Source organism: Rufibacter latericius, from assembly GCF_003721515.1.
Lineage (GTDB): Bacteria > Bacteroidota > Bacteroidia > Cytophagales > Hymenobacteraceae > Nibribacter > Nibribacter latericius.
In genome coordinates this window covers 27,199-42,989 of the sequence record NZ_RJJD01000021.1, presented here as the reverse complement: position 1 = coordinate 42,989, position 15,791 = coordinate 27,199, and the positions used below count along the sequence as shown (strand labels likewise).

Genomic DNA, 15,791 nt, shown 5'->3' with positions numbered 1-15,791 from the left:
GTCAGAAACCAGAAATTTACAGGGGCTAAAATGAATTAGGCAAAAGGAAGCAGGTTTTATGGGTTATTTAAAGAAAACAGCTCCAAAACACCGCAGGAAACGTAAAAATTAAACGCAAGCTCCCAGATGCGTTCCAGAGGCTCGGTTTTCTTTCTTATCTTTGTTGATTGTAACTGATTTCTATGAAGAACATCCGCAATTTTTGCATCATTGCGCATATTGACCACGGCAAAAGTACCCTGGCCGACCGTCTGCTGGAGTTTACCCAGTCGGTGACCGAGCGGGAAATGCAGCACCAGTTATTGGATAACATGGATCTGGAGCGGGAACGCGGCATCACCATCAAGAGCCACGCCATCCAGATGAACTATAACTATAAAGGGGAAGACTATATTCTGAACCTGATTGATACGCCTGGTCACGTGGACTTTAGCTACGAGGTGTCTCGTTCCATTGCCGCCTGCGAGGGCGCTCTCCTGATTGTGGACTCCTCCCAGGGGATTGAAGCCCAGACTATCTCTAACCTGTACCTGGCCATTGGCAACGACCTGGAGATTGTTCCGGTTCTGAACAAGATTGACCTGCCGCACGCCATGCCGGAGGAGGTAAGTGACCAGATTATTGACCTGATTGGTTGCGAGAAGGAAGATATCATCCATGCCTCAGGGAAGGCGGGCATCGGCATTGCCGAAATCCTGGCTGCCATCTGCGAACGCATTCCGGCTCCCAAAGGTGACCCCGATGCTCCGTTGCAAGCTTTGATCTTTGACTCGGTGTTCAACTCGTACCGCGGTATTGAGGTGTACTTCCGGATCATGAACGGCACGTTGCGCAAAGGCGACAAGGTAAAATTCATTGCCACCGGCAAACAATACGAGGCGGACGAGATTGGCGTACTCAAGCTGAACCAGGAACCCAAGCAGATCATGGGCGCCGGAAATGTGGGTTACTTGATCTCGGGTATCAAGAACGCAAAAGAAGTAAAAGTAGGGGATACCATTACCCAGGCTGCCAACCCAGACACCATCCAGATTCAGGGGTTTGAAGAGGTGAAGCCGATGGTATTCGCGGGTATCTATCCGGTGGAAACAACTGAATATGAAGAGCTTCGTTCTTCCATGGAGAAGCTTCAGTTGAATGATGCTTCGTTAGTGTGGGAACCAGAAACCTCGGCTGCTTTGGGCTTCGGATTCCGATGCGGGTTCTTAGGCATGCTCCACATGGAGATTGTGCAGGAACGTCTGGAGCGCGAATTTGACATGACCGTGATCACCACGGTACCAAGCGTGCAGTTCAAGGCTTTCACGACCAAAGACGGCGAGATCAAAGTGAATGCCCCGTCTGAGATGCCGGAGCCTAACTTCATTGACCACATTGAGGAGCCGTTCATCAAGGCGCAGATCATTTCTAAAGCGGAGTACATCGGCCCGATCATCTCCCTTTGTATGGACAAACGCGCCATCCTGAAGGCCCAGAACTTCCTGACCGCCGACCGCGTGGAATTGGTGTTTGAGATGCCATTGGCCGAAATCGTGTTTGACTTCTTTGATAAACTGAAGACCATCAGCCGCGGTTATGCCTCCCTGGACTACGAACTCATCGGGTTCCGGGAATCGCACATGGTAAAGTTGGACATCATGTTGAACGGCGAGAAAGTGGATGCCCTGAGTGCCATCGTGCACCGTGATAAAGCCTATGACTGGGGCAAACGCCTCTGCGAGAAACTGCAGGAATTGTTGCCACGCCAAATGTTTGAGATCGCTATTCAGGCCGCAATCGGGCAGAAGATTATCGCCCGGGAGACGGTGAAAGCCCTTCGTAAAAACGTATTGGCCAAGTGCTACGGCGGGGATATTTCCCGTAAACGGAAACTCCTTGAAAAGCAGAAGAAAGGGAAGAAGCGTATGCGCCAAGTGGGCAACGTGGAAATACCGCAGGAAGCCTTCCTGGCAGTTCTTAAACTAGATTGATTTGAAACCCGATGTGAAGGCATCGGGTTTTTTCATACATTTCAGCCATGCAGTATGCCTTTTACTTTCTCGCACCCTGCGGTCATCATTCCTTTTAAATACGTATCTAATAAGCGAGTTTCTTTAACGGCTTTGGTGTTGGGGAGCATGGCTCCAGATTTTGAATTCTTTTTCAGAATGCGGGCCGAAACGGACATCAGCCACACGCTAAAAGGCATTTTCCTGTTTGACATTCCGGTCGTTCTCGTTGTGGCTATTCTCTACCATTGCTGGATTAGGAATCCTTTGATAGACCATTCGCTACCATTTCTACGCAATAGGTTATCGGTGTACAAAGGCTTTGACTGGCTGGCCTACTTCAAAGAAAATTGGCTGATTGTAGTTATCTCTGCTTTTCTGGGAACAGTAATCCATTTGATTTGTGATGATTTTACCCACTACTATGGCTGGACCGCAAACAACTTTTCCTTGTTAAGCACCCGGTATGAGCTGGTAGGGCACGCCGTACCCGGCTACCATATCCTGCAATACCTCAGTAGTTTAGTGCTCGGAGTCTTCCTGATAGCAGAAGCTCTTAAATTGCCACTTTCTTCCAAAGAGGGGCTGCAATCCACCTTTTTCCTTTTCTGGGGAATCGTCATCCTCATTACCGTACCCACCTTCATTCTCAGGTTTGCCATCAGAGACCGCGAGATGACCATGGATGACACCATCATGACTGCTATAACCGCCGGGTTGTTGGGGTTGCTGGTGGCTACTTCTTTTATAAACTTTTCTAAAACGTAGATTTCACACGCAGTTTTTCAATCCCTGCGTTTGGGGGCTGTTTTACAAAAATAGCCCCCAAGCAGGGGTTTTCCTTTATGCGGGAGAGAAGTCCAATACCTAGATTCAAATATATCTTCCTCATCAAGAAGGAATTGTTGCAGTTGAAGAAACAAAATCAAATTCCGCCTTGTTTATTAATCAATCGATTGATTAATTTTGCCCGACTTTTTACAAAATGACTGCGAAAGAAAAAATAGACAAGAAAGAGCACCTCCTGAATGTGGCGGAACGCGTGTTCGGGGAGTTGGGCTATGATGGTGCTTCTACCCGGTTGCTGGCGCAAGAGGCAGGCGTGAACATGGCCATGCTCAACTATTACTTCGGGTCCAAAGACGGCCTTTTGATGGCGGTGGTGGAGCGTAGGATGGGCCACATGAAGAAAGGCTTCGAGGAGATTGCTCAGCAAGACACCTCCTCCTGGGAGAAAATCATCCAGATTGTGCAACTGTACGTGATCCGCGTGGCCACGAGCAAATACTTCCACAAGATTATCTTCCGGGAGATTTCCGTGCTTCGGTCCGGCTCTGAGTTGACTGATTTTGTGCTAGATAACCTTTACCGGAATGTGATGCTGGTGCACCAGATTCTGGAGGAAGGCATCCAGAAAAGTGAATTCAGACCAGTTGACATTGAAATGACCGTGGTCAGCATCTTCGGGACGGTGAACTATATCATCAACTCGCGCCGTCTGGCCTCCAAAATCCTGAACATGGACTTACTGGACGACCAGGTGCTGCAAGATGAAATGAAGCCGCGCCTGCTGGCTTACTTACAAGACTCTCTAAAAACACACTTACTTATAAAATGAAACTAAGAATCAATGCTTCTCCTGAACATCCGGTTATTGGACGGGGAGTTATAAAGGCAGCAGTGATGGGGGGACTTAGCCTGATGATGGCTTTCTCCCAACCTGTGGCGGCACAAGATGCGAAGCACCTGAACTTACAGGAATCGGTGCAGCTGGGTGTGCAGAACAGCAAAGTGCTACGTTTGTCCCAGACCAAAGTAGACCAGGCAATTTCTCGCTACAATCAGGTAAAAGATGAAGCCAAGCCGAAAGCCAGTGCCAGCTATACCTACAACCACGCTGAGATTCCTTCCAACGTCTTACAAATGTCCAAAGAAGCAGACCCGTTCTATTTACCGAAACGCGCCGATGCTTTCTTAGGAACTTTATCAGTGCAGGAGGTCATCTTCGCCGGAAACAAGCTCAAGTATGCAAAAGAATCTACCGATCTCATGGCGCAGGTGGCGCGTCTGGATGCCGAGAAGGACAAGGAAGAAATCGCCTATACCATCACCAGTGCCTACTACAACCTATATAAGTTGCAGCAGAGCCAGAAAGTGGTAGCGCAAAACCTACAGGCCATTGACAAGCAGATAAAGCAATCGCAGCGGTTTTTTGAGCAAGGCATTGTGACTAAAAATGATGTGCTGCGCTTCCAACTACAACGTAGCAACGTGGAGTTGACCGGTGCCGACCTGGAAACGAACCGCAAGATTGTGGTCTACAACCTAAATGTGTTGTTAGGCCTGCCTGAGAACAATGACCTGGTAGTGGAAGACGCCGCTGCACCGGACGGACGCACGGTTTCACTGGCTGCCTACGTAGATTCTGCCCTTACCAACCGCGAGGAACTACATGTCCTTGACCTGAACAGCCGCGCCGCAGACAACAACATCAAGTCTATCAAAGCCGATGCGTTGCCTGCCCTGGTAGCCGCCGCCGATGCCTACCACATCAACCCGAGCGGTTCATTTATTCCACCGTCTCACGGGGCATTGAGCGTGGGTACTTTGGGGGTAACGGCCGCCTGGAACTTTGACCGCCTCTGGACCAATAAAAACAAGATTGCCGAGGCCAAGATCCAGAAAACCCAGCTGGACATCAGCCGTGAGCTGACAACTGACCAACTGAAAACCGAGGTAAACCAGAATTACCAACGGTACCTGCTGGCGCTGGACAAGATTATCATTTTACAGACTTCCATAGCGCAAGCGGAGGAAAACGACCGTAGCGAGGCTTCCCGCTACACAAACAAAGTAGCCAGTGCCACAGACAGAATTGAGGCGCAGACCCGCCTGTACCAAGCCTTAATCAACCTGGAATTGGCCCGCGCTGATGCGGGACTGGCGTACTACACCTTATTGAAATCAACCGGTAACATCATTGACTAATAAGAGCACACACTAGAATGGAAACTGAGAAAAAGAAATCCAATAAAGTCATCCCCATCATCTTAGGCTTGGTCCTGATTATTGGCGGATTCTTTGGCGTGAAAGAATACTTATACTATAGCAAGCACGAAGACACCGATGATGCCCAGATTGACGCAGATATTAGTCCGGTAGTGGCGCGCGTGAGCGGGTACGTAGATACTATCCTATTTGAGGAAAACACCCACGTAACGCAAGGTCAGGTGCTGGTGAAACTGGATGACCGAGATTACGCCATCAAGGTAGAGCAAGCCTTGGCCGCCCAGCAGGGAGCCAGCGCCAACACTGGGGTTTCCCAGGCGCAAATCACGGCCACCGCGGCCAACGCCACCACGGCCAAAGCCAACATTGAAGCCACCCGCGTGCGCCTCTGGAAAGCCAACCAGGACTACAACCGTTTCGCCAACCTAATCAAAGACGGTTCTATTACCCAGCAGCAGTTTGAACAAGCCAAAGCAGATCGTGACGTAGCCCAGGCTAACTACCAGGCCGCGCAGGACCAGTACAAAGCCGCGTTGCAGCAAGTGGGTACCACCCGTTCGCAATTGACGGTGACCAACACCGGCGTAAACCAGCGGCAAGCCGATGTAGACTTCGCGAAACTGCAGATGTCTTACACCACCATTACGGCACCGGCCAGCGGTATTGTGTCTAAGAAAAATGTGCAGAAAGGCCAGTTGGTGCAAGCCGGGCAAAGCCTGTTCTCTATTGTGAATGACAACAGCATCTTTGTGACGGCTAACTTCAAAGAGACCCAACTGGAGAAAATCCGCGAAGGGCAGAAAGTGGAGATTGAGGTAGATGCGTTCCCAGATGCCAAGGTAGAAGGGCAAATCTACAACTTCTCACCCGCTACTGGTGCCAAATTCTCTTTGCTGCCGCCAGACAACGCCACCGGTAACTTCGTGAAAGTGGTGCAACGCGTACCCGTTAAAATTAAAATCAACGCCTCTCCTGAGCTGATGAAAAGACTTCGCCCTGGCATGAGTGTGAAAACATCAGTTCTGATTCAAGAATAAAGATGGCAGAAACCGGATTAAAAAAATGGGCTATCACCATCACGGTGATCTCGGCGGCACTGTTGGAGCTCATTGACACCACCATCGTGAACGTCGCCATGCCCCAGATTCAGGGAAACCTGGGTGCCACGCTGGAAGACGTAGCCATGATTGTGACGGGTTACGCCGTGGCCAACGTGATTATCCTGCCTATGTCAGGGTGGTTGGGCAGTAGGTTTGGCCGCAAGAACTACTTCCTGTTCTCCATCATCGTCTTCACCTTGGTGTCTTTCCTCTGCGGAAACGCTACGAGTTTGGAGGAACTGGTGATCTTCAGGATTCTGCAGGGTTTGGCCGGGGGCGGCTTGTTGTCCACCTCCCAATCCATTCTGCTGGAAGCCTGGCCGAAGGAGCAGGTAGGAACCGCTACCGCATTGTTCGGTCTGGGTGCCGTGGTAGGACCTACCTTGGGACCCACCATCGGGGGCTACATCACCGATAACTACTCCTGGCCCTGGATTTTCTACGTGAACATTCCGGTGGGAATTATGGCGGCCATTGCCACGTACCTATTTATCAAGAAGACCCCGCGCGAGCTAGGCGGTAAGCCGGTGGACTGGTGGGGCATTGCGCTGTTGGCCATTGCCGTAGGTAGTCTGCAAATTGTGCTGGAGAAAGGGGAGACCGAGGATTGGTTTGCGGCCACCTACATCATTGTGCTGTCAGCTACGGCGGTCATCGGGACGCTGCTCTTCATCTGGCGCGAGCTCACGTTTGAGTACCCTATTGTGAACTTCAGGATCATGCGGCACCGGAGCTTCTCGGTGGGGATGTTTACGTCCTTCGTGTTGGGTTTCGGGTTGTACAGTTCCATGTTCGTGTTCCCGGTGTTCACGCAGGGCTTGCTGGGCTTCACGGCGCAGCAATCGGGTAAGCTGTTGCTGCCAGGCGGGGTGTTTACCATCATGATGATGCCGTTCATTGGCAAGATGCTGCAGAAAGGCGTTCCGGCCCAATTTATGGCTACGGGCGGTATGCTTTTATTCTTCGTCTTCGCGATGATGATGAACCACTCTACCTTGCTCTCGGGCACTGGTGACTTCTTCTGGCCACTGGCGATCAGGGGTATCGGGATGGCCTTGCTGTTCGTACCGTTGACAACCTTGGCTATCCAGGATCTGAAAGGCTCTGAGATTGGACAGGGAACCGGCTTGAACAACATGATGCGCCAGTTGGGCGGTTCATTCGGGATTGCGGCGTTGACCACGCTCATTCACGTGCGCCAGGGCTTCCACCGCAATAACCTGCTGGTGAACATCAACGAGTACAACCCGGTTTTCTCCCAAAGGTTGCAAGGCCTCATGCAGAACTTCATCAGCAAAGGCTACACGTTCATGGATGCCCAGAAAGCCGCCTACAAAGCGGTGGAAGGAATGGTCATGAAACAGACGGCCCTGCTGTCTTACACCGATGCGTTTTGGGTTTCGGGCATGATTATGCTGTGCTCCATTCCACTGCTGTACCTGCAGAAGTTCAAAAAGAACACCAACGTGCCGGTAGAGGTGCATTAACCGAACTTCCAATTCATTGCATATCCTGTTTAGGGCCTGGTTTCTTAAAACCAGGCCCTAAATGCTTTCAGGCGAAGGCAATAGCAGGTTTTAACGCCAGCGTAGGAGGAAAAGAAGAGGAAGTTTGTTTCATAGTAGTTTCTGGGAAATAACTCCAAAAACCCGAGGCACTTTCCCTAATGGCTTGTACTTTTGCGCCTTGTATCATCTCTCATTTCTCGTACCCATGACCCTTTTAGACGGAAAGAAAACCTCTGAAGCAATCCAACAGGAGATTGCCGCAGAAGTGGCCGAAATCAAAGCACAAGGTGGAAAGGTACCTCACTTAGCCGCTATTCTAGTGGGCCAGGACGGAGGTTCAATGACGTATGTCAACAACAAAGTGATTGCCTGTGAGCGCGTAGGTTTTGCCTCTACCTTGCTGCACTATGAAACTGACATCACCGAAGAAGAACTCCTGACCAAGATCAAGGAAATCAACGAAGACGCAGAAATTGACGGATTGATTGTCCAGTTGCCGCTTCCCAAGCACATCAGTCCAGACAAAGTGCTTGAAGTAATGGACTACAAAAAAGACGTAGACGGTTTCCATCCCGTGAACGTGGGCCGCATGGTCGCCGGTTTGCCCGCCTATCTACCCGCCACCCCGTACGGCATCATGCAGTTGCTGGAACGCTACAACATTGACACCAAAGGCAAACACTGCGTGGTGGTAGGCCGAAGCAATATTGTAGGCACGCCCATCAGCATCTTGATGAGCAAATGCACCATTCCCGGCGAAGCCACCGTCACCATCTGCCACCGCAATACCGTTGACTTAGCTTCCCATACCCGCCAGGCGGATATTCTGATTGTAGCCGTCGGCAAGCCCGGCCTCATCACCGAAGACATGGTGAAAGAAGGCGCTGTAGTAATTGACGTAGGCACCACCCGCGTCAACGATGCCACCCGCGAAAGAGGCTGGCGCCTGCGCGGCGACGTTGATTTTGATAACGTGGCTCCCAAGTGCAGTTACATCACCCCGGTACCCGGTGGCGTTGGCCCCCTAACCATCTCCATGTTGTTGAAGAACACCTTGCGCGCTGCTAAAAAAGAAGTGTATTCTTAATTCTACTCACTAAAAGAAAAAGCCCCAACTATATATAAGTAGATGGGGCTTTTCTGCTTTCAGGCTGTTTCTGGAAAAACGGCCCTAAAAGGCTACAATGTTCCTTCTTTGTGTTTCTGCATTAAGAGCAGTTTAAACCCGTCAAAGTCATTTGGCATATCAGTTACCTGTTTCTGCCTTCCCTGGAAAACCTTTAACTGCTCCGGTAACTCAATTTCCTGCCCCAAAACTTCTTCCATGCTTTTCTTGAACTTAGCCGGATGCGCGGTTTCCAGGAAAATACCGGGCGTTTTCAGTTCAGGAAGCAACTGCCGTAGGCTTAAGTACCCAACTGCCCCGTGCGGGTCTAACATATAGCCTGTTTCCTGATGCACCTGTTTGATGGTGTCTTTGATTTCCTCGTCATCGGCCCAGAAACCTTTGACTACTTTCTGCAGGTTTTCCAGGTTATGCCCGAAAAGCTCTTGGATCCGTGGGAAGTTATTAGGGCTACCCACGTCCATGGCATTGGCAATGGTGCACACCGAGGGAGCAGGGGTGTACACACCCGACTCCAAATAATCGGGAACAATCTTGTTGCGGTTAGTGGCCGCCACAAAATAGGTGACCGGCAGACCCATTTGTCGGGCCAAAAGGCCAGCCGCCAGATTCCCGAAGTTTCCGCTGGGCACCGAGATGGTGACTTGCTCCGCTTCTGGGTTTAGTTTTTTCCATTGTCCCCAAGCGTAGAAGTAGTAGACCATCTGGGGTAACCACCGCGCCACGTTGATGGAATTGGCCGAAGACAGGTTCCTCTTCTGGTTTAACTCCTCGTCTGAAAAGGCTTGTTTAACAAGGGTCTGGCAATCGTCAAACGTGCCTTCAATCCCTACCGCGCTGGTGTTCTGGCCCAGCGTAGTGAACTGCATTTCCTGGATTTCGCTCACGCCAAACTGGGGGTACACCACTACCACGTCAATGTTGTCTAAACCCAGGAAACCGTTGGCTACCGCACTGCCTGTGTCACCGGATGTGGCCACCAACACCGTTACTGGTCGGTCCGGCTCGGCGAAGGCCTGTAAACAGCGCGACATAAACCGGGCGCCTACGTCTTTGAAGGCGCAGGTGGGTCCGTGGAAGAGTTCCAAAGAATAGATGTCTTTTTCTACCTCCACCAGGGGAATAGGAAAGGTGAACACCTCAGCGCAAATTTTCCTGAGGTCATCCGGAGAAATATCTGGGGTGACATACGGTTGCAGAACTTCGAAGGCTATCTCAGGCAATGAAAGAGAGGGAAGCGACTCAAAAAAGTCTTCGCCTAGCGTTGGAATTTCCCGCGGAAAGAAAAGTCCTTTGTCTCGGGGAAGGCCTTTGATGACCGCTTCCTTGAAACTCATCTCTGAGGAGTAGTCGTTGGTGCTGTAGTAGTTCATAGAGGCAAGACAGGTTGGAAAGTTGATTGGGCCACCAGGCGAACACCTTGTTCTGGCACCTGAGATACGTACGTTTTGGTTTCAATGCCGCTTCCGGCGTAGATAGCTTCCATGGCTTCTTTCACCGCTTGGGCTTTTTCCAAAGAAGCAGACAACGCGAAGATGGAAGGTCCCGAACCGGAAATACCACCGCCTAATGCCCCAGCCTCAATTGCAGCCGCTTTTACTTGTTTAAACAAGGGAATGAGCACCGAACGCTCGGGTTCAAAGATTTCATCGTGCAGGCTGCGGCCAATCAGATTATAGTCCTTTTTCAGCAAACCGGCCATTAAACCCGCTAGGTTGCCCCACTGCCGGATGCCTTTATTTAAAGGAATCTCTTGCTTGAGAATACTGCGGGAAAGCGAGGTTTTGAGTTCAATCTGCGGATACAGGATGGTGCAGTACAACTCCAAAGGCACACCTAGGGGCACCACGTCTAGCGGGTCATAGTCGCGCACCAGCACAAAGCCGCCCAAGAGGGAAGGAGCCACATTATCGGCGTGGGCAGAGCCAGAGGCTTTACGTTCGCCTTCCATGGCGAAGACCACCAAATCCTGGGTGGAGAACGGGGAACCCAGCAATTCATTCACGGCGAAAGCGGCGGCGGCGGAACTGGCGGCACTGCTGCCCAATCCGCTGCCCACCGGCATGCCTTTGTGCAACTGCAGTTCTATTCCGGTAGAAACACCTAAGGTGTCCAGCATCTTCTGGGCCACCACGCCAATCACGTTTTCCTTCGGGTCAAAGGACAGGTTTTCTATGCCCTGAATGTCAGAGATGGTGATACCGGGGGTTTCTGATTTCCGGGCCCATACTTCATCGCCGGGCTGGTCTAAGGCAAACCCCAGCACGTCAAAGCCGCAACACACGTTGGCTACGGTAGCGGGAGCATAGGCCTTGACAAAAGTAGAATTATCCATAATAAAAGATTTAGGCCAAAGTGGCGGCCGAGGGTTCTGGGGTTGAGACAAAGAAGCAATCGTGGAGCAGGTTTACGGCCCGGTGGGCATCGTTGGTATTCAAGACGACGGAGATGATGCGCTCCGTGGCGCCCTGCGCAATAGCCCTGATGTTAATCTGGTGATCGCCTAAAAGAGAGAACGCCTTGCCCGCAATACCGGGTTGCTGGATCATGCCGTTGCCTACCAGGGCCACAATGCTCATGGGTGTCTCTAGGCTGACTGGGTTCAACAATCCCTGCGAAATGTCATCGGAGAATTCCTGGGAAATGGCCTGAACCGCTTTCTCTCCTTCGGCTTCGGCCAGGCCTATGGTGATGCTCTGCTCTGAGGAAGACTGCGTGATAAAGTAGATGTTGATGCACTCCAAAGCCACGGCTTTGAACAGGCGCATGGCCACCCCCGGCACACCCACCATGCCGCTACCGCTTACCGTGAGCACCGCAATGTGGTCAATGCAGGAGATGCCTTTTACGTTCTGCTGACTAGGAGCGGGATTGGCCGTAATTAAGGTTCCTTTGTGGCTAGGGTTGAAGGTGTTCTTGAGCACCAGCGGAATCTTGGCCGAAACGAGCGGCGCGATGGTAGGAGGGTACAATACCTTTGCCCCGAAATACGCCAGTTCCATGGCTTCTTCGTAGCTGAGTTCCTCAATAGAATAGGCTGCGGCCGCTTTACGGGGATCGGTGGTGTACATGCCATCCACGTCTGACCAGATTTCCAGGGCCTCGGCCTGTAAAGCGGCCGCATACAAAGAAGCGGTGTAATCGGAGCCACCCCGGCCCAAAACGGTGGTTTTGCCATCCGCGGAGCGCGAGATAAAGCCGGGTGCCACAATCAATTCAACCTGCGGCAAGTCCTGCATCTGTGCGTAGGTGGCTTTCAGGTTTACCTTGGCGTTGAGGTAAGTAGTATCGGTGATGATGTAATCGCGGCTGTCTACCAGGGTGTTAGGAAGGCCGTGGTGCTGAAACGCCACCGACACGATGGCGGAGGAAAGGCGCTCGCCGTAGGCCATGACGCGGGCTTTGGTGTTGTCGCTGAGCTCGTCCAGCAGGTAAATGCCGCGGCAAACGTCTTCCAGTTCCCGAAAGATCATCTTGATACGGCCTTTGATCTCAATCTGCTGGCTCATAGGAACCAGGTCTTCAATGGCTTCCATGTGTTTGGCTTCCAGTTGGGTAATCAGATCAAGGTAAGCGGCATCATGGCCCGCGGCTTGTTGGTAAAGGCTGATGAGCAGATCGGTGACTTTGGACATGGCCGAGACCACCACCAGCATTCTGGGGTTGTTTTTCTCCCGGACAATGGAGATCAGTTGACGGATAGCACCGGCGTTGGCCACAGAGGTGCCTCCAAATTTCATAACCAGCATGAGGTCAGGCGTTAAGGAAAACGTTAATTCTACGATGATTTCCGGCCACAAGGCCGAAGAAGCCAATATATTTTGGCCTTAGAAACGGACGATATGTGCAGCTATACCCCCGGAGGGGTAATGGTGATAATACCTGTAGAAATGGAGGTAGCCAAAACACACGTAGCCGTTTCTTCTGGGAAAGAAGAAAGTACCGGAGATACTATGTTGAGAGTTTTAGCCATTGGTGTCGCCAATATCTAAAATGTTTTGAAAGAATCGGCTAAAAAGATGAAAAATCTTTATTCTTTAGGTCAACATCCTCCAAAAAGGCAGGGCGCGCAATCTGGGATGGAATGGTTACCTTTGCGTTTTCGGCAAGAGGGTTCCCGCAAAGCGTGCCAGAACGGCAACTTATCAGGGAAATCGCTTGTTGGCTTTATATAACCCTTACCCGTTTAGAGGCTGTTTTCTGAAAACCAGTCCTAAAGCGGATTAGTATTACGTTAAGAATTTTGGAAGCTAGCTTAGATATTAAAATTGCCTCGGTGCACACGGTTCCTAAAGACGGGACCAAACTGCCTTTGATGGAACATTTCTACACCATTCAGGGGGAAGGCTACCATACGGGCAAAGCCGCCTATTTCATCCGGTTGGGTGGCTGCGACATCGGGTGCCATTGGTGCGATGTGAAAGAATCCTGGGATGCCAACCTGCACCCACTCACCGATACTGATTGGATTGTGCAGCAAGCGGAGCAGTACCCTGGAAAAGCGGTGGTGGTGACCGGCGGCGAGCCCCTGCTTTATAACCTGGACTACCTTACAACTGAGTTGCATAAACGCGGCATCCAGACGTTCATTGAAACCTCGGGGGCGTACCCCTTGAGTGGTCAGTGGGACTGGATTTGTTTGTCACCCAAGAAGTTCAAGGGACCGCACCCCAGTGTGTTGCCCCACGCCGGTGAGCTGAAGGTGATTGTCTTCAACAAAAGTGATTTTGCCTGGGCCGAGGAGCATGCCGCCATGGTAGGACCTGAAACCCGCCTGTACCTGCAACCCGAGTGGAGCAAAGCCGACCAGATGATGCCGCAGATTGTGGAGTATGTGAAAAGTAACCCCAAGTGGCGGATTTCGTTGCAAACCCATAAATTCCTGAATATCCCGTAGCCCATGTCGCGTTTCCCGCTGCTTTTCCTTTTTGTTTTTCTGGGTGTGACCTTTTCAGCTTATAGCCAGGTGGCCCGTGGTCTTGACCCTCCAAAGCGCGAGAAAAGTGCCGCGAATCCCGCAGTGGCCCAGAAAGCCACGGGCGGCTCCACGAACAAGAAAGCCCAAAGCGCCTTTGACGAAGGAATCAAGTTCATCAAGTCTCGGGAATTTGATAAGGCTTTGGAGTCGTTCAGGGAAGCGGTGAAACGGGATTCCACTTTTGGGGAGGCGTATCTGGAGGCTGCGGGCCTTTTCCGGGTACTGCAAAAAGAAGAGGAAGCTTATCAATTTTACCGCCGAGGCATGGCGCATTTACCGCTGTTACCCGGCCGGTCAGCCGATTACTTCAACTACGCTGAATTAGCCTTCGAGCGGGGACAGTACGACCAGGCCGCAACTTATTATAAGAATTACCTGCAGTTCGGGAAGAAGGGCAGCCGGCAGGCGCAGCATGCTACCCGTCAGTTGAATAATGTGCAGTTTGCTCAGGAAGCCGTTAAAACGCCGGTAGATTTCAAGCCGCAACCGCTGGGCGAAAGTGTGAACCAATTCAAGCTGCAGTATTCCCCCGTGCTCACCACCGACCAACAGGCCTTGCTCTTCACCGCCCGGCAGGGCAGTGGTTCCCAGGACGATGAAAACCTGTACCTGGCCTACCGCAAGGAAGGGCAGTGGCAGGCACCCATCTCGGTTTCTGAGGCCATCAACACCGAACTAAACGAAGGTGCCGCTTCTTTTTCCGGCGATGGCCGCGTACTGGTGTTTACCTCCTGCAACCGCCAGGATTCCTACGGTTCCTGCGACCTCTACATCAGCTACCGCGAAGGGAACGAGTGGAGCAAACCCAAGAACATGGGGCGGAACGTGAACACCAGTTCCTGGGATTCCCAACCCAGCCTCTCCGCCGACGGACGGACCATCTATTTCGCCTCGGACCGCAAAGGCGGTCAAGGCGGTGAAGACCTCTGGATGACCAAACTGCAGGACGACGGTAACTGGAGCATCCCCGTGAACCTGGGCGATAAAGTAAACACTTCTGGCCGCGAGAACTCTCCTTTCCTTCATGCCAGCGGAAACACCTTGTACTACGCCACCGATGGCCTCCAAGGCATGGGCGGTTTGGACCTGTTTAAGGTAAATCGGGAGAAAAACGGCTGGGGCGTTCCCGTGAACATGGGCTACCCCTTGAACACCCACCGTGATGAAAGCTCCATCTTCATTTCACCCGACAACAAAACCGGTTATTACTCCGGCCAATTAGCTGGCGGCGGCAAAGTGGAAGTGGCTTTGCTGCAGTTTGAGGTGCCCGACCTGTGGAAAGGCAAAACCATCTCTTCTTTTGCCCAAGGCCGCGTCTTTGATGCCCAGACGAAAAAGCCTTTGAAAGCCACCGTGCAGGTTTATGACCTGGATTCTGCAGGCGTGATCTCGCAACAGGTAAGCTCTGATAAAACATCAGGGGACTATACCATTGTAGTCAACCAAAAGCAGCGTTACGCCCTGTATGTGACCGCCCCGGGCCACGTACTGGAAAGCCGTCATATCTCCGCCACCTCCACTTCGGCTCCGCTGGCGCTGGATTTTTACTTGCAGCCGCTAAACAAAGGAGCCAAGGCCGTATTGAGCAACCTTTTTTTTGATACCGGCAAAGCCGATCTTCGGGCAGAGTCACAGACGGAGTTAGACAAGCTTTTCCAGTTTTTAAAGGCGAATCCTAAGATACAGGTGGAAATAGCCGGCCACACGGATAACGTGGGCCAAGCCGCCGCGAATCAGAAACTCTCCGAGGCAAGGGCCAAAGCAGTGGTGAAATACCTGGTGTCTAAAGGCGCTCCGGCTTCCATTTTCCAGGCCAAAGGGTACGGCCAGACCCAACCTGCGGCGCCAAACACCTCAGAAGAAAACCGGCAGCTTAACCGCCGTATTGAATTGCAGATCCTGTAAAAAGAAATTTAGCCTTCGACAAAACAATCGGCTAAAAGAGTGGTTCTATGGGTAGGTCGTGAAACCTAAGGTTAGTTGTTGCTTAGTTTAGTTGACAGAATAGGCGATCCCATCACTTGGGTCGCCTATTCTGCTTTAAAGCCATTTTCTGGAAAGGAGCCTTTAAATGGGTAAAGA

The 15,791-nt window shown here is 51.5% G+C and carries 12 protein-coding genes; 9 read left to right on the top strand and 3 right to left on the bottom strand.

The genetic code is table 11. The annotated features are described in order from the left end of the window. The first annotated feature begins 182 nt into the window (after nt 1-182). The 7 genes from lepA to EFB08_RS19905 all read left to right on the top strand — a co-directional run bounded on the left by lepA (nt 183) and on the right by EFB08_RS19905 (nt 8,692). Nucleotides 183-1,970: a translation elongation factor 4 gene (gene lepA / locus EFB08_RS19935; RefSeq protein WP_123128745.1), complete on the top strand. Its 1,788-nt coding sequence runs from the start codon at nt 183-185 to the stop codon at nt 1,968-1,970. Nucleotides 1,971-2,024: 54 nt separating this feature from the next. Next, complete coding sequence (locus EFB08_RS19930; RefSeq protein ID WP_123128744.1) at nt 2,025-2,756, top strand: DUF4184 family protein; 732 nt, start codon at nt 2,025-2,027, stop codon at nt 2,754-2,756. A gap of 217 nt (nt 2,757-2,973) precedes the next feature. Further along, on the top strand, nt 2,974-3,606 hold the full coding sequence (locus EFB08_RS19925) for a TetR/AcrR family transcriptional regulator (RefSeq protein ID WP_123128743.1): 633 nt from the start codon (nt 2,974-2,976) through the stop codon (nt 3,604-3,606). Continuing rightward, nucleotides 3,603-4,976 (top strand): TolC family protein, encoded by a 1,374-nt coding sequence (locus tag EFB08_RS19920; RefSeq protein WP_227006417.1) that lies wholly within the window; start codon nt 3,603-3,605, stop codon nt 4,974-4,976. Before EFB08_RS19925 ends, EFB08_RS19920 begins: the two co-directional genes overlap by 4 nt. Before the next feature lie 17 nt (nt 4,977-4,993). Next, complete coding sequence (locus EFB08_RS19915; protein ID WP_123128741.1) at nt 4,994-6,034, top strand: HlyD family secretion protein; 1,041 nt, start codon at nt 4,994-4,996, stop codon at nt 6,032-6,034. 2 nt (nt 6,035-6,036) lie between these two features. Next, nucleotides 6,037-7,584: a DHA2 family efflux MFS transporter permease subunit gene (locus EFB08_RS19910; RefSeq protein ID WP_123128740.1), complete on the top strand. Its 1,548-nt coding sequence runs from the start codon at nt 6,037-6,039 to the stop codon at nt 7,582-7,584. Nucleotides 7,585-7,810: 226 nt separating this feature from the next. After that, nucleotides 7,811-8,692 carry a bifunctional 5,10-methylenetetrahydrofolate dehydrogenase/5,10-methenyltetrahydrofolate cyclohydrolase gene (locus EFB08_RS19905; RefSeq protein WP_123128739.1) on the top strand — a complete coding sequence of 294 codons (882 nt, stop codon included), beginning with the start codon at nt 7,811-7,813 and terminating at the stop codon, nt 8,690-8,692. Nucleotides 8,693-8,784: 92 nt separating this feature from the next. On the opposite strand, the gene thrC is transcribed toward EFB08_RS19905, so the two are convergent. Genes thrC through EFB08_RS19890 form a run of 3 tightly spaced genes read right to left on the bottom strand, consistent with a single transcriptional unit; the run spans nt 8,785 to nt 12,480 of the window. After that, nucleotides 8,785-10,104 carry a threonine synthase gene (gene thrC / locus EFB08_RS19900; RefSeq protein ID WP_123128738.1) on the bottom strand — a complete coding sequence of 440 codons (1,320 nt, stop codon included), beginning with the start codon at nt 10,102-10,104 and terminating at the stop codon, nt 8,785-8,787. Continuing rightward, nucleotides 10,101-11,066, bottom strand: coding sequence for a homoserine kinase (locus EFB08_RS19895; RefSeq protein ID WP_123128737.1), 966 nt, complete (start codon nt 11,064-11,066; stop codon nt 10,101-10,103). Before EFB08_RS19895 ends, thrC begins: the two co-directional genes overlap by 4 nt. Nucleotides 11,067-11,076: 10 nt before the next feature. Beyond that, the gene (locus EFB08_RS19890) at nt 11,077-12,480 is read right to left on the bottom strand and encodes an aspartate kinase (RefSeq protein WP_125077816.1); all 1,404 of its coding nucleotides are present in this window, start codon (nt 12,478-12,480) and stop codon (nt 11,077-11,079) included. Nucleotides 12,481-13,046: 566 nt separating this feature from the next. On the opposite strand from EFB08_RS19890, the gene EFB08_RS19885 reads away from it, so the two are divergent. After that, entirely contained in the window at nt 13,047-13,628 is a 582-nt protein-coding gene (locus tag EFB08_RS19885; RefSeq protein WP_123129064.1) for a 7-carboxy-7-deazaguanine synthase QueE, read from the top strand. 3 nt (nt 13,629-13,631) lie between these two features. After that, nucleotides 13,632-15,614: an OmpA family protein gene (locus EFB08_RS19880; RefSeq protein ID WP_227006416.1), complete on the top strand. Its 1,983-nt coding sequence runs from the start codon at nt 13,632-13,634 to the stop codon at nt 15,612-15,614. Nucleotides 15,615-15,791 lie beyond the last annotated feature (177 nt).

What these genes read in the sequence shown, in the direction of transcription:
- EFB08_RS19915 (WP_123128741.1), top strand. Translation starts at nt 4,994, where the DNA reads ATGGAAACTGAGAAAAAGAAATCCAATAAAGTCATCCCCATCATCTTA.
- EFB08_RS19930 (WP_123128744.1), top strand. Translation starts at nt 2,025, where the DNA reads ATGCCTTTTACTTTCTCGCACCCTGCGGTCATCATTCCTTTTAAATAC.
- EFB08_RS19890 (WP_125077816.1), bottom strand. Translation starts at nt 12,480, where the DNA reads ATGCTGGTTATGAAATTTGGAGGCACCTCTGTGGCCAACGCCGGTGCT.
- EFB08_RS19895 (WP_123128737.1), bottom strand. Translation starts at nt 11,066, where the DNA reads ATGGATAATTCTACTTTTGTCAAGGCCTATGCTCCCGCTACCGTAGCC.
- thrC (WP_123128738.1), bottom strand. Translation starts at nt 10,104, where the DNA reads ATGAACTACTACAGCACCAACGACTACTCCTCAGAGATGAGTTTCAAG.
- EFB08_RS19920 (WP_227006417.1), top strand. Translation starts at nt 3,603, where the DNA reads ATGAAACTAAGAATCAATGCTTCTCCTGAACATCCGGTTATTGGACGG.
- EFB08_RS19905 (WP_123128739.1), top strand. Translation starts at nt 7,811, where the DNA reads ATGACCCTTTTAGACGGAAAGAAAACCTCTGAAGCAATCCAACAGGAG.
- lepA (WP_123128745.1), top strand. Translation starts at nt 183, where the DNA reads ATGAAGAACATCCGCAATTTTTGCATCATTGCGCATATTGACCACGGC.
- EFB08_RS19880 (WP_227006416.1), top strand. Translation starts at nt 13,632, where the DNA reads ATGTCGCGTTTCCCGCTGCTTTTCCTTTTTGTTTTTCTGGGTGTGACC.
- EFB08_RS19910 (WP_123128740.1), top strand. Translation starts at nt 6,037, where the DNA reads ATGGCAGAAACCGGATTAAAAAAATGGGCTATCACCATCACGGTGATC.
- EFB08_RS19925 (WP_123128743.1), top strand. Translation starts at nt 2,974, where the DNA reads ATGACTGCGAAAGAAAAAATAGACAAGAAAGAGCACCTCCTGAATGTG.
- EFB08_RS19885 (WP_123129064.1), top strand. Translation starts at nt 13,047, where the DNA reads ATGGAACATTTCTACACCATTCAGGGGGAAGGCTACCATACGGGCAAA.